We start from the raw sequence: 18,761 nt of genomic DNA, 5'->3' as shown, positions 1-18,761 counted from the left end.
CCCGGGCCCCCCGCTCCCGGGCTCCACCCGTGCGACCGGCAGCCGGTCAGCCCGAGACCTCCACCGACAGGTACGGGGCCAGCGCCCGCAGGAAGTCCGGTGCGTCGAACATCGCCCCGGCCGAGGCCACGCCCGTCGTCCGGGTGCGCCCGGACAGGATGCGCTCGACGGCCTCCACCGCCAGGGGCGCGGTGACCGCGTAGATGTCCCGGCCGTGTGCGGTGGCGCGGCGTTCGACGCCGCCCGCGCGGACCAGCACGTCCACGACGAAGGTCTGGTCCGACCGTCCGAGGTCGTCGACCGCCTCCGGTGCCGGTGTGTCCGCCCCGGCCAGGTCCCGCGCGGCCTCCACGGCCATGTACGTACGCACCTCGGGCACGGTGACGTGGCTGGGCACGGTGACGACATCGGCCATGGTGAACTCCGCGATCACCGACCGCCGGCCGAGCGGCTCGGGGAAGACCCAGTCCTGCTCCGACAGCTGGTCGTCGTGGTACTGCAGGGCGCCGTCCGTGAACCTCACCCGGCGGCCCCCGCGGCGCTCGTGGGAGACGGCGCCGGCCGTCCTGGTGCCCGCGGTGGGCTGCCAGCTGCTCAGCCCGTACGCGATGTGCACCTCGTCCGCCGCGGTCCGCTCACCCATGGCCGCGCCGGCCAGCAGGTCGCCCAGGCCCCCGTAGAAGGCCATGGCCGGCACCACGGGCACCTCCGCCTTGCGGGCCGCTTCCGCGTGGTCGGCGAACATCGCCGCGTTCGCCTCGATCTCCGCCGCGACGTCGACGTAGGGGATCCCCGCGCGCAGGGCCGCCTCGACGACCGGGCCGCCCGTCACCGCGAACGGTCCGGCGGCGTTGATGACGGCCGCCGCTCCGGCGAGGGCCCGGTCCAGGGAGGCCGGGTCGTCCACGGTGGCCGGGCGGACGAGCACGTCCGCGCCTCCGGCCGCCAGCGCCTCCAACCGGGCTTCGTCGCGGCCGGAGACGACGGTGGCGATGCCGCGCCTGCGCAGCTCGGCGACGATGAAACGGCCGGTGTGTCCCGTCGCCCCGTAGACCACCACCGCGCCGGTCGTACCCGCTCTGCGGTCCGTGCTGCCCACCGTGCTCATCGTTCTCCCCGTCCTCGTCGTCCTCGTCGTCCCCGTCGTCCTGGTGAACCCAGTCTCGGGGCGGGCCGTGCCCGAACGTGATGGTCCGGAACGACATCACCCGTACACTTTCGGACATGCCCACTGTCGCCCTGGCGGCCGCCGGTCACATGCTGCACTTCGAGCTGGCGGTGGCCTACGAGATCTTCGGCAATCCCCCGCTCGACGCCCCGCAGGGCTGGTACGACGTACTGCTCTGCGGCCCCGGTCCGGTGCGCGTCGGCCCGTTCACCGTCGAGCCCGACCACGGCCTGGAGCGGCTGGTCCGGGCCGACACCGTGATCGTGCCCGCCTGCGCCGACGTGGACGAGCCGCCGCCGCCCGAGCTGGTCGACGCCGTGCGCGCGGCCCACGCGGCGGGTGCCCGGGTCGCCTCCCTGTGCACCGGGGCCTTCGTGCTCGGCGCCGCGGGCCTGCTGGACGGGCGGCGGGCCACCACCCACTGGGCGCACGCCGCTGAGCTGAGCGCACGCCATCCGCTGGCCGAGGTCGACCCGGACGTGCTCTACACGGACAACGGCAGCGTGCTCACGGCCGCGGGCAAGGCCGCCGCCGTGGACCTGTGCCTGCACCTGATCCACCTCGACCACGGCACCGCCGTCGCCAACTCCATCGCCCGCCGTCTGGTCATGGCGCCGCACCGGCCCGGCGGCCAGGCGCAGTTCGTGGCCACCCCGGTGCAGGTCACGAGCGGCGACCACCAGCTCGCCGGGCTGCTCGCCTGGGCCCAGCAACGGCTGGACCGGCCGTTGACCGTCACCGACATGGCGCGCAGGGCCAGTACGAGCCCGCGCCACCTGGGCCGGCAGTTCCGGGCGGTCACCGGCCAGACCCCGCTGCAATGGCTGCTGACCCAGCGCGTCCGCCGCGCGCAGGAGTTGCTGGAGGCCACGGACGAGACGATCGAGGCGGTCGCCGTCGCCACCGGCATGGGTACGGCGACGACGCTGCGCCGCCAGTTCAAGCGGGTCGTCGGCGTCCCGCCCGACAGCTACCGCCGCGCCTTCCGCAGCACGAACCCCGCCTGACGGGCCCGCACCCTCATCCGGCGGGTCCGTTCCTCCACCTCCACCGCCACTGGCCGTCCGCAAACCGATTGCGCCCGGGTACGCGAGAGGGGCCCGGGCGCTCACCGCACCCGGGCCCCTCTGCGACCGGTCGATCCGGCCTTAAACCGCTCACGTCGTACGACGCCGCCGCGCCCCCGGCCGCCGCTCGCTCGGCCGGAACACCGTCTCGCCGGCCTCCTTGGCCGCCTCGCGGCGCGCCGCACCGTACTCGGCGAGGGCCTCCGCCAGCTTCGACACCGACGGCTCCGGGGACAGGACGTCCACGCGCAGCCCGTGCTCCTCCGCCGTCTTGGCCGTCGCCGGCCCGATACAGGCGATGACGGTCACGTTGTGCGGCTTCCCGGCGATACCGACCAGGTTGCGGACGGTGGACGAGGACGTGAAGAGAACGGCGTCGAAGCCGCCGCCCTTGATCGCCTCGCGCGTGTCCGCCGGCGGCGGCGACGCGCGCACCGTCCGGTAGGCGGTGACGTCGTCGACCTCCCACCCGAGCTCGATCAGCCCGGCGACCAGCGTCTCGGTCGCGATGTCGGCCCGCGGTAGGAACACGCGGTCGATCGGGTCGAAGACCGGGTCGTACGGCGGCCAGTCCTCCAGCAGTCCGGCCGCGGACTGCTCACCGCTGGGCACCAGGTCCGGCTTCACGCCGAACTCCACGAGCGCGGCGGCGGTCTGCTCGCCCACCGCGGCGACCTTGATGCCCGCGAAGGCGCGCGCGTCGAGCCCGTACTCCTCGAACTTCTCGCGGACGGCCTTGACGGCGTTGACCGAGGTGAAGGCGATCCACTCGTAGCGGCCCGTCACCAGGCCCTTCACCGCGCGCTCCATCTGCTGGGGGGTGCGCGGCGGCTCCACGGCGATGGTCGGCACCTCGTGGGGCACCGCGCCGTAGGAACGCAGCTGGTCGGAGAGCGAGGCGGCCTGCTCCTTGGTACGCGGTACGAGCACCCGCCAGCCGAACAGCGGCTTCGACTCGAACCAGGACAGGTCCTCGCGCCGCGCGGCGGCGCTGTGCTCACCGACCACGGCTATGACGGGCCGGGCGCCCTCGGGTGAGGGAAGCACCTTGCCCTGCTTGAACACCTGGGCGATGGTGCCCAGCGTCGCGCACCAGGTCCGCTGCCGCGTGGTGGTACCGGCGACGGTCACGGTCAGCGGGGTGTCGGGCTTGCGCCCGGCGCTCACCAGCTCGGCGGCGGCCGCCGGGACGGTCTCCAGCGTCGCGGACACGACGAGGATGCCGTCGCTCGCGCCCACCTCGCTCCAGCAGCGCGCCGAGGCGGTCTTCGCGTCGACGAACCGCACGTCCGCGCCCTGCTTGTCGCGCAGCGGGACACCGGCGTACGCGGGCACGCCCACCGCGGTCGCGACACCGGGCACCACCTCGAAGGGGATACCGGCGGTGGCGCAGACGAGCATCTCCTCGGCGGCGTTGCCGTCGAGCCCGGGGTCGCCCGTGACGGCACGCACGACCCGCCTGCCGGAGCGTGCGGCCTCCATGACAAGATTGGCCGCGTCCCGGATCACCGGGACCCCGGCGGCCGCTGACACTTCATCAGCAATCGTCAGCTGCGGCGTGTCGACGTTCGCGCGCGCATGAGTCCGTACGACCTCGAGCACCTCGGGCTCGGCGATCAGTACGTCCGCGGCGGCGAGCGCCTCGACGGCGCGCAGTGTCAGCAGACCCGGGTCTCCCGGGCCGGCACCGAGGAAGGTGACGCGCCCGTGGGCGGCGACGGCCGGATAGGCGGAGGTGGTCGGAATTGAGGGGTTCAAAGCGATCGCTCCCCCATCAGACCGGCCGCGCCCTTGGCCAGCATCTCGTCCGCGAGTTCGCGGCCGAGCGCCATGGCCTCGTCGTACGACTGGGGCACGGGACCGGTGGTGGACAGCTGCACCAGCGTCGTGCCGTCGAGGGTTCCGACGACGCCGCGCAGGCGCATTTCATTGACAATCTCCCCGTCGGCCAGCAGATCGGCGAACGCGCCCACGGGTGCGCTGCAGCCTGCCTCCAGGGTGGCGAGCAGGGAACGCTCGGCGGTCACGGCGGCCCGGGTGTGCGGGTCGTCGAGTTCGCCGAGCGCGGCGACGAGGTCCGTGTCGGACGCGAGGCACTCCACGGCCAGGGCGCCCTGGCCGGGTGCCGGCAGGACGCTGTCGACGGGCAGCAGGTCGGTCGCTTCGTCACCGCGCCCGATCCGGTTCAGACCGGCGGCCGCCAGGACGACCGCGTCGAGCTCACCGTCGTGGACGAAGCCGATCCGGGTGTCGACGTTGCCGCGGATCGGCACCGTCTCGATCCGCTTGCCGAGCGACAGCGCCAGGTGGTTGAGCTGGGCGGTGCGCCGCGGCGAGCCGGTGCCGATCCGGGCGCCGTCGGGCAGCTGCTCGAAGGTCAGACCGTCCCGGGCGACGAGCGCGTCCCGCGCGTCCTCGCGGCGCGGCATGGCCGCGATCACGAGGTCGTCGGGCTGCGCGGTCGGCAGGTCCTTCAGCGAGTGCACGGCGAAGTCGACCTCTCCGCGCAGCAGCGCGTCGCGCAGGGCGGTGACGAACACGCCCGTCCCGCCGATCTGCGAGAGATGCTCGCGCGAGACGTCGCCGTAGGTCGTGATCTCCACGAGCTCGACGGCCCGGCCGGTGACGGCCCGTACCGCGTCGGCGACGTGCCCCGACTGGGACATGGCCAGCTTGCTCCGCCGCGTACCGAGCCGCAGCGGCTGGTCGGGACGTGTGTTCATGATGCCCGTCCTGGGTCGTCGTCGTTCATCGGATCGGCCGCGTCCGCCCGGCTGACGGAAGCAACCGTCTGAGGGTCGAGGTCGAAGAGTTCGCGCAGCGCTTCCGCGTACCCGGCGCCGCCGGGTTCGCTCGCGAGCTGCTTGACGCGCACGGTCGGCGCGTGGAGGAGCTTGTCCACGACGCGGCGTACGGTCTGGGTCACCTCGGCGCGCTGCCGTTCGTCGAGGTCGGGCACGCGCCCGTCGAGCCGCGCCACTTCCATGGCCACGACCTCGGCCGCCATGGCGCGCAGGGCGACGACGGTGGGCGTGATGTGTGCGGCCCGCTGCGCCGCCCCGAAGGCCGCCACTTCCTGGGCGACTATTGCGCGTACGGCGTCGACGTCGGCCGCCATCGGGGCGTCGGCGGACGCCTCCGCGAGCGACTCGATGTCCACGAGCCGGACGCCCGGGATCCGGTGCACGGCCGCGTCGATGTCCCTGGGCATGGCCAGGTCGAGCAGCGCGAGCCGGACGGTGGTCGCGTGGGCTTGCGTACGGGTGCTCCTGCGGGGCTGCCGCTGTGCGGCGGCCTCGCCCTGGTCGGCCCAGGTCCCGTGCAGTTCGAGGGAGTTGGCGTCGACCCCGGTCAGCGCGGAGCGCCCATCGGGCCCGACGGGACACCCGTCGGCCTCCACGGGAGCACTGATCGTTCGCGCGGCCCCGGCGTCAGCCAGGCGCCTCCCGCCTTCGGCCGCGGCCGCAAGACGAGCCACGACATCGGCCAACTCCAGCCCCGCCAGGGGGCCCGTCCCAGCGGTAGCTGGGGGAGATTGAGGCGCGGGGGTCCGGGGGCGGAGCCCCTGGGAGGCCCGGGGCGCAGCCCCGGCCTCTCCCTGCTCGGCCGGCGCGAGCCCACCGGCGCCCCAGGACACGGCGGCCAGCACGTCATCGGCGGTCAGCACGAGCCCGGTGGCCCCCGTGCAGGACACCACCACATCGACTCGTGTCAGCTCATCGGGCACCCGGGCCATCGGGATGGCCGCCGCAGCGACCCCGGTGCCCGAGGCAACCAGAATCTCCGCGAGCCGCTCCGCCCGGTCGGCGGTCCGGTTGGCCACGACGATCTCGGCGACCCCGACCCGCGCCAGCGTCGCCGCGGCCAGCGAGGACATCGACCCGGCGCCGATGACCAGCGCCCGCTTGCCCGCGGCCCACTCGGCCACCGGCGTCCGCACGGCGAGCTGCTCCAGCCCGAAGGTCACCAGCGACTGGCCGGCCCGGTCGATCCCGGTCTCGGAGTGCGCCCGCTTGCCGACCCGCAGCGCCTGCTGGAACAGGTCGTTGATCAGCCGCCCGGCGGTGTGGAGCTCCTGCCCCAGCGCCAGCGCGTCCTTGATCTGGCCGAGGATCTGCCCCTCGCCCACGACCATCGAGTCCAGGCCGCACGCCACCGAGAACAGGTGGTGCACCGCCCGGTCCTCGTAGTGCACGTACAGGTAGGGGGTGAGCTCCTCCAGTGCGACGCCGCTGTGCTGCGCGAGCAGCGTGGACAGCTCGGCGACACCGGCGTGGAACTTGTCCACGTCCGCGTACAGCTCGATCCGGTTGCAGGTGGCCAGCACGGTCGCCTCGGTCGCCGGTTCGGCGGCCAGGGTGTCGTGCAGCAGCTTCACCTTGGCATCGGCGGACAGCGAGGCCCGCTCCAGCACGCTCACGGGTGCGCTGCGGTGGCTCAGCCCTACGACGAGCAGACTCATGCCGGCATCACCGCCGGCACGTCACCCTCGGGCCCGCCCTTGCGCTGCTCGGCGGCGGTCCGCCCGGCCGGCGGCACCACGGCCGCGGCGGGGGCGGCGCCGCCCACGGAGGAGCCGCCGGCGGCAGCGGCGGCCGCTTCCTCACCGGCCTTGCGCTGCTCGTGGAAGGCGAGGATCTGGAGCTCGATGGAGAGGTCGACCTTGCGCACGTCCACGCCCTCGGGCACGGACAGCACGGTGGGCGCGAAGTTCAGGATGGAGGTGACGCCGGCCGCGATCAGCCGCTCGCTGACCTGCTGGGCGGCACCGGCGGGCGTCGCGATGACACCGATCGAGACGCCGTTCTCCGAGATGATCTTCTCCAGATCATCGGTGTGCTGCACGGCCATGCCCGCGACCGGCTTGCCGGCCATCGCCGGGTCCGCGTCGATGAGGGCCGCGACGCGGAAGCCGCGCGCGGAGAATCCGCCGTAGTTGGCGAGGGCGGCGCCGAGGTTGCCGATGCCGACGATGACGACCGGCCAGTCCTGGGTCAGGCCGAGCTCGCGGGAGATCTGGTAGACGAGGTACTCGACGTCGTAGCCGACGCCGCGGGTCCCGTAGGAACCGAGGTACGAGAAGTCCTTGCGCAGCTTCGCGGAGTTGACTCCGGCGGCGGCCGCGAGCTCCTCGGAGGACACCGTGGGCACCGATCGCTCGGAGAGCGCGGTGAGGGCACGCAAGTACAGCGGAAGCCGGGCGACAGTGGCCTCGGGAATACCTCGGCTGCGCGTCGCCGGTCGGTGAGTTCGGCCAGTTGCCACGATGCTCCTGCGGGATGAGCGGGGCTGCAGGCGGCCACTTGTCCCAGGACCGCCCCGTCGACAGCAGGCTATGCCTTTGTGAACGCGTGCACAAAGATTGTGTCCGGTTTGTCCGTCCAAAGTGACCGGGGTCACGCGACTCCGGCACGTAAAGCCGGAACCATCGGCACGTCGAACCCGTTCAAATCCCAAAGGGGGCAAAACCGTGCACACTCCTCACAGATACGCCCCCGAGACCCCATAAATCGCCCATGATGGTAACCGGGAAGAGGGTCAGGCCCCCAACGCCCGCCGGAGACGGTCGGGGTTCACCCTCCAGAAGGTGTGCTGCTCGCCGTCCACGAGCACGACCGGAATCTGCTCCCAGTGCAGCCGGTAGAGCTCCTCGTCCTGCGAGATGTCCTTCTTCTCCCACTGCGCACCCGTCTCGGCGCACACCTTCGCGACCACCTCCTCGGCCTCGTCGCACAGGTGGCACCCCGGCTTCCCGATGAGCGTCACCGTCCGCTCGCCGGGCTGCTTCTTTTCCTTACGGCGCAACAAAGGGCTCATGCCACCCATTCTCCCGCGCCCTCACGTAACAGCAGCGCCCCGAAGAGTTCACGCCTCCGCATCCCATCGGTTCGGGAACTCCCGAACACAGTGGCTATGCTCGCGTCATGGCCGCTCTCGGATGGCTCCCCCCTCGTCGGCGCTCCGCCACCGCACGCAGCGTGCTGGCGGGCGAGGCCTCGGCCGAGGCCGCCCGCAAGACCGCTCTGGCCGAGGCCCCGGCGTTCACCGAACCCGAAACGGAACCGGAAGCCCTCGCCGAAGAGGGCCCGGAGCAGACCCCGGACGAGCCCGTCTTCCCGGTCGCCGGCGACGATCTCGCCGCCGCCTTCTTCGACCTCGACAACACCGTCATGCAGGGCGCCGCGATCTTCCACTTCGGCCGCGGCCTCTACAAGCGCGAGTTCTTCCGGCGCCGCGAGCTCGCCCGCTTCGCCTGGCAGCAGGCCTGGTTCCGGCTCGCCGGGGTCGAGGACCCCGAGCACATGCAGGACGCCCGCGACAGCGCCCTGTCCATCGTCAAGGGCCACAAGGTCTCCGAGCTGATGGCGATCGGCGAGGAGATCTACGACGAGTACATGGCCGAGCGGATCTGGCCGGGCACCCGCGCCCTGGCCCAGGCCCACCTCGACGCCGGACAGAAGGTGTGGCTGGTCACGGCCGCCCCCGTGGAGACGGCCACGATCATCGCCCGCCGCCTCGGCCTGACCGGGGCCCTGGGCACCGTCGCCGAGTCCGTCGACGGGATCTACACCGGCCGCCTGGTCGGCGAGCCCCTGCACGGCCCCGCGAAGGCGGAGGCGGTCCGCGCCCTGGCCGCCGCCGAGGGTCTCGACCTCGAACGCTGCGCCGCGTACAGCGATTCGCACAACGACATCCCGATGCTGTCACTGGTCGGACATCCGTACGCGATCAATCCCGACACAAAACTGCGCAAGCATGCCCGCACCAACGACTGGCGGCTGCGCGACTATCGGACCGGCCGCAAGGCCGTGAAGGTCGGCGTCCCGGCAGCCGCCGGCGTCGGCGCGATCGCGGGCGGCGCCGCCGCGGCCATCGCCCTGCACCGCCGCCGCAAGTAGCAACGCCAGGCCCGGGGCCCACGCGCCCCGGGCCCGCCCGGACCACGGCCCGGACCCGGGCATTCGCTCACCTCTACCCGCGTCCCCGGCGCGGCACTCCGGCATGCCCGACTCGGTCGCGGGACCCCTTGGAAGCGTCCATTCCGCGTATCCAAGTGATCAAGAATCGATCACCAACTGCGACCGAATATGCCCTCGACACGCAACAGAAGTGTCGGAACCGGTGATTTGAGCAACTGGGTGTAGCGCTGCCTGTACGAAGCGTTATTCTCCTCAAACGCATGCCACCGGCCATCTGTCGCCACGACGGGTGAACGGTCCCGCACTGCACGTGATGGAAGCTCTGCCTCTGGGAGTCCCGTGTACCCACCTGTCGGGGTTGACGCCTCGGGCCTGGCTCAGCTGCGCACAACGGTCCTCGACCACCTGCGCGGCTTCGTCCCCACCGCGTACGCCGTCCCCGCCTTCGCCGCCGCAGTCCCTGCCGGCTTCGGCCCGGCCGGTCCTTGCTATGCCCTGACCGACGGCGGCGCGACGGTGGGCAGACGAGGTCGCGCCGGCGGCGGCTCGAACGCCGCCGGCACCGGCACCCAGGCCACCCACCGCCGCCCCACCGCGGACAGCGACCAGGCCCGCATGATGGACCTGGTCGAACGCGCCCAGGCGGGCGAGGCCGAAGCCTTCGGCCGCCTCTACGACCAGTACAGCGACACGGTCTACCGGTACATCTACTACCGCGTCGGCGGTAAGGCGACCGCGGAGGACCTCACCAGCGAGACGTTCCTGCGCGCGCTGCGCCGGATCTCCACCTTCACCTGGCAGGGCCGCGACTTCGGCGCCTGGCTCGTGACGATCGCCCGCAACCTGGTGGCGGACCACTTCAAGTCCAGCCGCTTCCGGCTGGAGGTCACCACCGGCGAGATGCTCGACGCGAACGAGGTCGAGCGCAGCCCCGAGGACTCCGTCCTGGAGTCCCTCTCCAACGCGGCCCTGCTGGAGGCCGTACGCAAGCTCAATCCGCAGCAGCAGGAGTGCGTGACCCTGCGCTTCCTGCAGGGCCTCTCGGTCGCCGAGACGGCCCGGGTGATGGGGAAGAACGAGGGCGCCATCAAGACGCTCCAGTACCGGGCGGTGCGCACCCTGGCCCGCCTCCTCCCCGAAGACGCCCGCTGACCCTCCGACACCACACAACCTCACATTCGGTGACCCCTCGATGACGCTGTGGTCAGATCATCCTTCGTCCGTAACCCAAGTGCCGCGACGCTCGTTGTGCGGAATGCAGGCTCCCTGTGGACACGCTTTGCCCGAAGCCGCTCACTCGAAAGTGTGGATGCGCTCAAGGAAGGCAACCTTCCGGACACCTTGGGGAGTCGATCGTCATGACGAGAGGAGGTGCCGCCAGTGATCGCGAACGTGACCCCGCACCGGCGGGCGAACGCCTTCGCCCAGGCCCTGGAGGATCGGACCCCGTCCGACCTTCCAGATCCGGACTCGGCGGCCGAGCAGTCCGAGGCACCTGCCGAACCTGCCGACCACGACCGGCTGTTGGCCCTGGCGAGCGTGCTCGGCGAAAGAATGCCGCGCCCAGTGCTGGACCCCGAGGTCAAAGTGGTGCAACGAGCCCAGCTCATTGCCGCCATGGAGGCCATGGTGCTGGAGGAGAGGGCCGGGGGCGGTGCCGCCTCGGACCCTCAGGTGCCCGAACAGCGGACCGGCCGCGGCGCCCACCGGGCGACCCCGCTCCGGAAATTGCGGCCCCGCTCCCGCTGGTCCAAGGGCATCGCAGCGGGCGGCCTCACCGTGGGTGTGGCCGCCGGGGCCTTCAGCGGAGTGGCCGCTGCCAGTTCCGACGCCCTGCCCGGTGACCACCTCTACCCCGTGAAGCGGGGCATGGAGGACCTGAAGCTGGGGATGGCCGACGACGACTCGGACCGGGGCGAGCTCTATCTCGACCAGGCCTCGAACCGCCTGTCGGAAGCCCGTCGGCTGATGGAACGAGGCCGGCTGGGCGACCTGGACCACGAGTCCCTGGGCGCCATCCGCCGCGCCCTCGCGGGTGTGAAGCACGACGCGGAGGAAGGCCACCGCCTCCTCCAGGCCGCGTACGAACGGGACGGTTCGCTCGGCCCGATCCAGAAGCTGTCGTCGTTCTCCCGCTCCCACCGCGACGCGTGGGGCAAGCTCCGCGAGAAGCTCCCGGCGCAGCTCACGGACGTGGGCGGTGAGGTGGAGTCGGTCTTCCAGGCCATAGACGAAGACGTGGCGCCGCTGCAGAGCCTGCTCCCCAAGCCTCCGGAGCAGACCCGCGGCACCGGAGGCACCCCCGGCTCGTCCGCCAAGCCGGGTGGCACCCCCAGTGGCGGCGGCCACTCGTCCGCCCCGGCCGCCGGGACGCCGTCGGGCAGCCCTGCGGCGCCGTCCCCCTCGGGCAGCTCCCGGCCCCCCGCCGGCGGCCTCCTCGGCGGTACGGGCGACCTGCTCAACCCGCCCGCGGGACAGTCGGCCCCGCCCCCCTCGGGCACACCGGAGAACCCGAAGCCGGACATCACCATCCCGCCCCTGCTCCCGGGGCTCCTCCCGGGCCTGGGCCTGGGCGCGGAGGACGCCGAGTAACAGGAAGGGCGGGGCTGCCGAGGCAGCCCCGCCCTTCCTGTTCAGCCTCGTCAGAAGAACACGGACCGCCGCTGCACCAGCAGCTTGTACAGCGTGTGCTGGATCTGCTCCCGCACCTGGTCCGTGAGGTTGAACATCAGCATCGGGTCCTCCGCCGCCTCCGCGGCGTACCCGTCCGTCGGGATCGGCTCCCCGAACTGGATCGTCCACTTCGTCGGCAACGGCACCGCGCCCAGCGGCCCCAGCCACGGGAACGTCGGCGTGATCGGGAAGTACGGGACCCCCAGCAGCCGTGCCAGCGTCTTCGCGTTGCCGACCATGGGGTAGATCTCCTCCGCCCCCACGATCGAGCACGGCACGATCGGCGTCCCCGCCCGCAGTGCCGTCGACACGAACCCGCCGCGCCCGAACCGCTGCAGCTTGTACCGGTCCCCGAACGGCTTCCCTATCCCCTTGAAGCCCTCCGGCATCACACCGACCAGTTCCCCGGCCTCCAGCAGCCGCTGCGCGTCCTCCGCGCACGCCAGGGTGTGCCCCGCCTTGCGGGCCAGCTCGTTGACCACCGGCAGCATGAACACCAGGTCTGCCGCCAGCAGCCGCAGGTGCCGCTCGGCCGGGTGGTGGTCGTGCACGGCGACCTGCAGCATCAGCCCGTCGAGCGGCAGCGTCCCGGAGTGGTTCGCCACGATCAGCGCACCGCCCTCCGCCGGGATGTTCTCGATGCCCTTGACCTCGACCCGGAAGTACTTGTCGTACAGCGGCCGCATCAGGGACATCAGGACCTGGTCCGTCAGTTCCTTGTCGTAGCCGAAGTCGTCGACCTCGTAGTCCCCGGTGACCCGCCGCCGCAGGAACGCCAGCCCGCCGGCGATCCGCCGGTCCCAGCTGTCGCCGGGCGCCGCCGCAGGCGCCGGCTCGGCATCCGCCGGCGGCTCCACCACCGGCTCGGCGGCGGGCACCGCCCGCACCCGGCGGGGGATCCGCCGCCGGGGCCGGTCCTCGTCGAACGGAATGACCTTGGCGTCCGCCACTATCGCTTCGCTCCTTCAGCCGCGTAGGCGTCGTCCTTGAGCCCGTCGAGCCCGTCTGCGTCCAGCATGGCCGCCACCCGGTCCACGACCCGTCCGACCCGCTCCGGCGGCAGCAGCCCGGTCCCCCGGCTCCGTGCGAAGTCCGCGAAGGTCTCAGCGGTCGTGTAGAGGGGTTCAAAGCCGAGCACCTCACGCATCTGCGTGGTCTCCACGACCCGGCCATGGGTGAGCAGCCTTATCTGCTCCGGCGAGAAGTCACTGGCTCCGACCGCCCGCAGCGCGGCACCCACCCAGTTCAACGCGGGCAGCAGCAGCGGCAGTGTGGGCCGCCCGAGCCGCCGCGAGCACTGCGACAGCAGCAGTACGCCGTCACCCGCGATGTTGAACGTCCCGCTGTTCAGGGTCCCGCGCCTGGGCTCCCGCGCCGCCAGCCGCAGCACTTCGAGGACGTCGTCCTCGTGGACGAACTGCAGCCGCGGGTCGTACCCCAGCACGGTCGGCATCACCGGGATCGAGAAGTACTCGGCGAGCGCCGAGTCCGCGAAGGGCCCCAGGATGTTCGCGAACCGCAGGACGCACACCGCGACGTCCGGCCGTCTGCGCGCGAAGCCCCGTACGTAGCCCTCGACCTCGGCGGCGTCCTTGGCGAAGCCGCCCGCCGGGAGGGATTTCGGCTCCGTGGTCTCGGTGAAGACGGCCGGGTCCCGGGGCGTGCCGCCGTAGACGCTGGTGCTCGACTTCACCACGAGCCGTCGTACCGTCGGCGACTTCTGGCAGGCCCCGAGGAGCTGCATGGTGCCGATGACGTTCGTTTCCTTGACGGTGCTGTGCGCACCGCCCGTTCCCGCACTGCCTCCGGTGACCGCAAGATGGACCACCGTGTCCACGGCGTGTTCGGCCAGCACTCTGGCGATCGCCGACTGTCTGATGTCCGTACGGACGAACTCCGCCGATCCGAGCCGGTGCGGCGGTGTCATCGCGTCCACCGCGATCACCCGCTCGACGTCCGGGTCACGCTGGATCCGGCGCACGAAGCGGCCGCCCAACTGCCGGGCAGCCCCGGTGACGAGTACGACCTTCCCCACGAGCTCAGCGCCTCCCTCGAAGAAGTCCCCCGGCTGCACCGCAGCCCCTCCACCAGGATGGTGGAGGGGCTGCGGAGAACACGTACAGCTGCCGTTTACTTCTTGTTACGGCGCTGGACGCGGGTGCGCTTGAGCAGCTTGCGGTGCTTCTTCTTAGCCATCCGCTTGCGCCGCTTCTTGATAACAGAGCCCACGACTACCCTCGCTCACTTCTCTTCACTGGTGCGGGGCGTCTGGGCCCACACGACCTACGTCGGCCTAGCCTACCCGCCCGAGCTCTGAGCTTGTAATCCGAGCGCTTCCGCGTCGTAGCCAGGGGTGTCCCGAGCCTCAGTCTCAGGCCGACTCCACCCCCACATAGGACTCTCGGAGGTACTCGTGGACCGCGTTCTCGGGGACCCGGAAGGACCGGCCCACCCGGATTGCGGGCAGATGACCGTTGTGCACCAGCCGGTACACGGTCATCTTCGACACTCGCATCACCGAGGCGACCTCCGCCACGGTCAGGAACTGAACCTCACTGAGAGGCCTCTCGCCAGCAGCCATGACACACCTTGACCTTCCGCGCATGACGGGCACCGGCTTCCCCTCCGGTTACTCCTCGTCGTCGCACGCTCACTCCCCAGAGTAGGGGCGCGTGATACGAGTGGGGAAGAGGAGCTACGGCCACTCCTGCCGCCCCGTCAGACTCGCGCGGCCGAGCACGTACCGCGTGAGCGGTCGGTAGTAGTCCGCTCGCACCGCGTCATCAAGTGGAACGGCCACCGAGACCCGCCCCTCGGCCTCCCCGACGAACAGCGCGGGATCATCCGTATCCGCCAACCCGATGGCCTCCACACCGAGCTGACCTGCACCGCAGACCCACCCGTGGTCCCCCACCACCAGCTCCGGCAGCGGCCCGCCGGCCTCCGCGAGAGCCCCCAGCGCCACCCGAACCGGCAGCGGCGAATGGGTGTGCACGCCGGTCGCACTCCCCGGCACCCGCACGCCGGGTTCCCGCACCAGTGCGACCCCCCGTACGTATTCGATGCTGTACGTGCGTACGCCGAACCGGGTCGCCATGTCGACACTCACCCCCTGCGCCGGAGTGAGGACAACACATCCCGCCGCCGACAACGCCTCCGCCAAACCGGCGTAGAAGCCCAGGAGCCGATGCGGATGGCCCGTCCCGAACAACACCGGCGACCGCGCCCTCGCCGCCTCGCACAGCCGCCCCGCGAAGGCCTCCAGCGCGGCCATCGTCCGCTCCGGATCGATCACGTCCGGCCCACTGACGTGCGCCGGATCCGCCGAGACCCCGCACTTGTCCGCCATCAGCCTCAGCAGATCACCCTCGCCCCACGCCCACTCCGGATCCAGCCCCAGCATCACCCGCGGATCCCGCGCCGCGAACAGCCGGTAACTGCGCAGACTCTCCTCCCGGGAGGTGGCGACGGGCCCGGCCAACCGGGCGGCCAGCAGATGCGCACGCAGCGCGCCGGTGCTCAACACCCTCCGATGCTGCCCCAACGCATCTGGCGGTTCATCAATTCCACCGAACAGCCCCACAGTTGGCGTAACGATGCATCACCTCCGGCCGGCCGTTCCGGCCGCACGCTCAGGCCAGCAGGCCGCGCAGCGGGAACACCGCCCGACGCGTGGCCAGAACGGCCTGATCCGTCCGGTCCGCCGGGTCGTAGCCCGCGTCCCAATCCGGCCACGACGGGGTCCGCCCGTCCGTCATCCGGGACGGCGCCAACTGCCGCGTCCGCGCGTACGCCTCGTCCCGCCACGAAGCGGGCACCGCCGACTCGGGATCCACCGGCCGGTGCGCGGCGATCCCCACCAGATGCGTCCACGACCGCGGAACGACGTCCACCACCGCGTACCCGCCCCCGCCCAGCGCCAGCCACCGACCGTCCGCGTACTCGTGCGCGAGCCGGTGACAGGCCTCCTGGACGGCCCGCTGCGCGTCCAGCGAGACCGCCAGGTGCGCCAGCGGGTCCTCGAAGTGCGTATCGGCCCCGTGCTGGGTCACCAGCACCTGCGGCCGGAAGTCCGCCAGCAGCTCCGGCACGACCGCGTGGAACGCGCGCAGCCAGCCCGCGTCCCCCGTCCCGGCGGGCAGCGCGATGTTCACCGCCGACCCCTCCGCCCCCGGACCTCCGGTCTCCTCAGGCCAGCCGGTCTGCGGGAACAGCGTCCGCGGATGCTCGTGCATCGAGATGGTCAGCACCCGCGGGTCGTCCCAGAAGGCCGCCTGCACACCGTCCCCGTGGTGCACGTCCACGTCCACGTACGCGACCCGCTCGGCCCCCAGCTCCAGCAGCCGCGCCACCGCCAGCGAAGCGTCGTTGTAGACACAGAAGCCGGCCGCCCCGCCCGGCATCGCGTGATGCAGCCCGCCGGCGAAGTTCACCGCATGCACGGCCTCACCGTGCCAGAGCGCCTCCGCGCCCGCCACGGACTGCCCGGCGATCAGCGCGGACGCCTCGTGCATCCCGTGGAAGGCAGGATCGTCCAGGGTCCCCAGTCCGTACGAACCGTCCGCGACCCCCGGGTCGGCGGACACCTCGCGCACCGCGGCGACGTAGTCCTCCCGATGGACCAGCCGCAGCGTCGAATCCCCGGCGGCGGGCGCCGCCCGTACCTCCATCGCCCGGTCCAGCCCGAAGGCACGCACCAGGCCCATGGTCAGCGCCAGGCGCACCGGGTCCATCGGATGGCTCGGTCCGAAGTCATACCTCGTTACCGCCTCGTCCCACATCAACAGCCCGGTCACCGGCTCGCCGCTCATGCCGGACACCGTATCGGGCGCCCTCGGAGCCGAACGAGCGGGCTTGGAAGAGTGTCACCAGGACCAGCGCCATCGGCACCAGCATCGCGCCCCGGTAGCTCCAGGCGTCGCCGACCGCGCCGACGAGCGGAGACCCGATCAGGAAGCCGACGTAGTTGAAGATGTTGAGCCGCGCCACGGCCGTGTCGGACGCCCCCGGGAACAGGCGTCCCGCGGCGGCGAAGGTCTGCGGCACGATCACGCACAGCCCGATCCCCAGCAGCGTGAAGCCGAGCATCCCCACCCACGCCCCCGGCGCCGCCGCCACCACGGCGAACCCGGCGGCCGCCACCAGCGTCCCGGCCCGCACCACGGCCGCCGCCCCCAAACGCCGCACGCCCAGGTCCCCCACGGCCCGCCCCACGAGGGTGGTCACCATGTACACGTTGTAGGGGACGGTCGCCATCTGCTCCGAGCTCCCGAGCACGTCCTGGAGGTACTTGGCACTCCAGTTCGCCACCGTGGAATCCCCGATGTACGCGCACGCCATCACGAGGCAGAGCGGCAGCAGCAGCTTGAAGCCGCCAGCCCCCAGCCCCTTCCCGCCGCTCTCCCCCTGGCCCGCCGGCCCGTCGACGTAGCGCCGGCTCCCCCGCAGCGCCAGCGGCAACAGCACGGCCACGGCCGGCAGATAGCTGACGAAGAGGTTCAGCTCCCAGTGCGCCCCCGCCCACGCGGCCGACGCCCCCAGGATCCCGCCGAGGCTGTACGCGGCGTGGAAGCCGAGCATGATGCTCCGCCCGTACGCCCGCTGCAGGCTGACCCCGAGCATGTTCATCGAGGCGTCCAGCGCACCCACCGACAGCCCGAACGCCCCCAGCGCCACCGCCACGTGCCACATCTGGCCGCCGGCTCCGACGCCCAGCAGGGACAGCAGCACCAGCGGCTGCGCCCACCGCAGTACGACGCTGGGCGCCACCCGTTTCACCAGGTGCTCGGTGGCCACGCTCGACGCCCCCGCGAGGACCGGCACGGCCGCGAGGAAGGCAGGCAGCAGGCCGTCGGATATCCCGTACCGGTCCTGGATGGCCGGGATCCGCGTCACGAGCAGCGCGAAGGCGACGCCTTGCACGAAGAAACTGAACCCCAGAGCGCCGCGGCCGCGCCGCAGCCGCACATCATCCGTCATGGCGGGTCAGCGTAGGGCCACGGGCTACCCGTGGGTAGAGAGATCACATACCCAGTCCGGCCTCCAGCCCGAGCATTCCGGTGAGCTGCTTCATGTCACCGAAGTGCCCGGTGGCCCCGGAGAGCCGGTCGGCGGGCAGCATCGCCGTGAACGCGAACACGTCCATGCCCGCGGCGACGGCGGCCTGGATGCCGAGCGGACTGTCCTCGACGACCACACAGCGGGCGGGCTCCACGCCCATCTGCCGCGCCGCGTGCAGGTACAGATCGGGAGCCGGCTTCCCCTGGCCCACGTCCTGCGCGCTGAAGATCCACTCCTCCTCGAACCACCCGTCGAGCCCGGCCACCCGATGCCCGGCCCGGATCCGGTCGTGACTCCCGGAGGAGGCCAGGCAGTACCCGACCCCTTGCGCGGTCAGCGCCCCCAGCACCTCCTCCACGCCGGGGACGGGCTTCAGCTCCTGCTCGAACGCGGCGACGGTCCGCGCGTGCAGGGTCTCGTCGAAGTCGGCCGGCAGCTGCTGCCCGGTCCGCTCGACGACGAGGTCGTGCACCCGGTGCACGGCGGCCCCCATGTAGTCGCGGACCGACTCCTCGTAGGTGGTCGGGTGCCCCAGCTCGGTCAGGTACCCGGCGAGGATGCTGTTGGCGAGCGGCTCGCTGTCCACCAGCACGCCGTCGTTGTCGAAGATGACGAGGTCGTAGCCCATACCCCCACAGTACGAACTAAAGGGACGTAGGGCCCGTCTCGCCGGGCCGCCGACGACGCGTCACCGGGCTGCTGCGGCCATTCGGACGACAGGCGGAAGGCCGCGAGCACGGTCGCCGGCCCCAGAACGCAGAAAAGCCCCGCACCATAAGGTGCGGGGCTTTCCCACAATGATTGTTCGGCGGCGTCCTACTCTCCCACAGGGTCCCCCCTGCAGTACCATCGGCGCTGAAAGGCTTAGCTTCC

At 71.9% G+C, this 18,761-nt stretch carries 18 protein-coding genes; 4 read left to right on the top strand and 14 right to left on the bottom strand.

Going from position 1 to position 18,761, the window contains the following annotated elements:
* Positions 1–46 precede the first annotated feature (46 nt).
* A complete protein-coding gene (locus tag ACFY0D_RS38845) occupies positions 47–1,108 on the bottom strand; it encodes a saccharopine dehydrogenase NADP-binding domain-containing protein (protein ID WP_390802586.1) in 1,062 nt (353 codons plus the stop codon).
* Between the two features lie 116 nt (positions 1,109–1,224).
* Between ACFY0D_RS38845 and ACFY0D_RS38840 the strand changes: the two genes are divergently transcribed.
* Positions 1,225–2,175, top strand: coding sequence for a GlxA family transcriptional regulator (locus ACFY0D_RS38840; protein WP_390802585.1), 951 nt, complete (start codon positions 1,225–1,227; stop codon positions 2,173–2,175).
* A gap of 150 nt (positions 2,176–2,325) precedes the next feature.
* Here the strand turns inward: ACFY0D_RS38840 and ACFY0D_RS38835 are convergent, their stop codons facing one another.
* The 5 genes from ACFY0D_RS38835 to ACFY0D_RS38815 form a co-directional block, all read right to left on the bottom strand.
* Complete coding sequence (locus ACFY0D_RS38835) at positions 2,326–3,993, bottom strand: bifunctional uroporphyrinogen-III C-methyltransferase/uroporphyrinogen-III synthase (protein ID WP_030011305.1); 1,668 nt, start codon at positions 3,991–3,993, stop codon at positions 2,326–2,328.
* A complete protein-coding gene (hemC, locus tag ACFY0D_RS38830) occupies positions 3,990–4,958 on the bottom strand; it encodes a hydroxymethylbilane synthase (protein ID WP_390802584.1) in 969 nt (322 codons plus the stop codon). Before hemC ends, ACFY0D_RS38835 begins: the two co-directional genes overlap by 4 nt.
* On the bottom strand, positions 4,955–6,697 hold the full coding sequence (locus ACFY0D_RS38825; RefSeq protein ID WP_390802583.1) for a glutamyl-tRNA reductase: 1,743 nt from the start codon (positions 6,695–6,697) through the stop codon (positions 4,955–4,957). The genes hemC and ACFY0D_RS38825 overlap by 4 nt, the downstream gene beginning before the upstream one ends.
* A complete protein-coding gene (locus tag ACFY0D_RS38820; protein ID WP_351158046.1) occupies positions 6,694–7,500 on the bottom strand; it encodes a redox-sensing transcriptional repressor Rex in 807 nt (268 codons plus the stop codon). Before ACFY0D_RS38820 ends, ACFY0D_RS38825 begins: the two co-directional genes overlap by 4 nt.
* Positions 7,501–7,773: 273 nt before the next feature.
* Entirely contained in the window at positions 7,774–8,061 is a 288-nt protein-coding gene (locus ACFY0D_RS38815; protein WP_314247780.1) for a glutaredoxin family protein, read from the bottom strand.
* A 98-nt stretch (positions 8,062–8,159) separates the two neighbouring features.
* Here ACFY0D_RS38815 and ACFY0D_RS38810 point away from each other — a divergent pair, with 98 nt between their 5' ends.
* The 3 genes from ACFY0D_RS38810 to ACFY0D_RS38800 all read left to right on the top strand — a co-directional run bounded on the left by ACFY0D_RS38810 (position 8,160) and on the right by ACFY0D_RS38800 (position 11,747).
* Positions 8,160–9,134 (top strand): HAD-IB family hydrolase, encoded by a 975-nt coding sequence (locus ACFY0D_RS38810; RefSeq protein WP_351158050.1) that lies wholly within the window; start codon positions 8,160–8,162, stop codon positions 9,132–9,134.
* 360 nt (positions 9,135–9,494) lie between these two features.
* A complete protein-coding gene (locus tag ACFY0D_RS38805; RefSeq protein WP_390802582.1) occupies positions 9,495–10,307 on the top strand; it encodes an ECF subfamily RNA polymerase sigma factor, BldN family in 813 nt (270 codons plus the stop codon).
* 228 nt (positions 10,308–10,535) lie between these two features.
* Positions 10,536–11,747 (top strand): DUF5667 domain-containing protein, encoded by a 1,212-nt coding sequence (locus tag ACFY0D_RS38800; RefSeq protein ID WP_390802581.1) that lies wholly within the window; start codon positions 10,536–10,538, stop codon positions 11,745–11,747.
* 50 nt (positions 11,748–11,797) lie between these two features.
* Here ACFY0D_RS38800 and ACFY0D_RS38795 read toward each other — a convergent pair whose 3' ends face one another.
* From ACFY0D_RS38795 to ACFY0D_RS38760, 8 genes are all read right to left on the bottom strand, one after another.
* A complete protein-coding gene (locus tag ACFY0D_RS38795; RefSeq protein ID WP_390802580.1) occupies positions 11,798–12,778 on the bottom strand; it encodes a lysophospholipid acyltransferase family protein in 981 nt (326 codons plus the stop codon).
* Positions 12,778–13,863 carry an NAD-dependent epimerase/dehydratase family protein gene (locus tag ACFY0D_RS38790; RefSeq protein ID WP_390802579.1) on the bottom strand — a complete coding sequence of 362 codons (1,086 nt, stop codon included), beginning with the start codon at positions 13,861–13,863 and terminating at the stop codon, positions 12,778–12,780. The genes ACFY0D_RS38795 and ACFY0D_RS38790 overlap by 1 nt, the downstream gene beginning before the upstream one ends.
* 95 nt (positions 13,864–13,958) lie before the next feature.
* Complete coding sequence (locus ACFY0D_RS38785) at positions 13,959–14,057, bottom strand: 30S ribosomal protein bS22 (protein ID WP_003948845.1); 99 nt, start codon at positions 14,055–14,057, stop codon at positions 13,959–13,961.
* Positions 14,058–14,199: 142 nt separating this feature from the next.
* Positions 14,200–14,409, bottom strand: a complete 210-nt coding sequence (locus ACFY0D_RS38780) for a helix-turn-helix domain-containing protein (protein WP_008738568.1) — start codon at positions 14,407–14,409, stop codon at positions 14,200–14,202.
* Positions 14,410–14,523: 114 nt separating this feature from the next.
* The gene (locus tag ACFY0D_RS38775; protein ID WP_390802578.1) at positions 14,524–15,354 is read right to left on the bottom strand and encodes a phosphatase; all 831 of its coding nucleotides are present in this window, start codon (positions 15,352–15,354) and stop codon (positions 14,524–14,526) included.
* A 106-nt stretch (positions 15,355–15,460) separates the two neighbouring features.
* Complete coding sequence (locus ACFY0D_RS38770) at positions 15,461–16,609, bottom strand: acetoin utilization protein AcuC (RefSeq protein ID WP_390802602.1); 1,149 nt, start codon at positions 16,607–16,609, stop codon at positions 15,461–15,463.
* Complete coding sequence (locus ACFY0D_RS38765; protein WP_390802577.1) at positions 16,581–17,807, bottom strand: MFS transporter; 1,227 nt, start codon at positions 17,805–17,807, stop codon at positions 16,581–16,583. The genes ACFY0D_RS38770 and ACFY0D_RS38765 overlap by 29 nt, the downstream gene beginning before the upstream one ends.
* Positions 17,808–17,850: 43 nt before the next feature.
* Positions 17,851–18,516 (bottom strand): HAD family hydrolase, encoded by a 666-nt coding sequence (locus tag ACFY0D_RS38760; protein WP_390802576.1) that lies wholly within the window; start codon positions 18,514–18,516, stop codon positions 17,851–17,853.
* Positions 18,517–18,761: the final 245 nt, after the last annotated feature.

Origin of the sequence: Streptomyces sp. NPDC001502, assembly GCF_042894785.1 — a bacterium.
Taxonomy (GTDB): domain Bacteria; phylum Actinomycetota; class Actinomycetes; order Streptomycetales; family Streptomycetaceae; genus Streptomyces; species Streptomyces kutzneri.
Note: the sequence above shows the minus strand (reverse complement) of the source record. Positions and strands in the feature narration are given on the sequence as shown.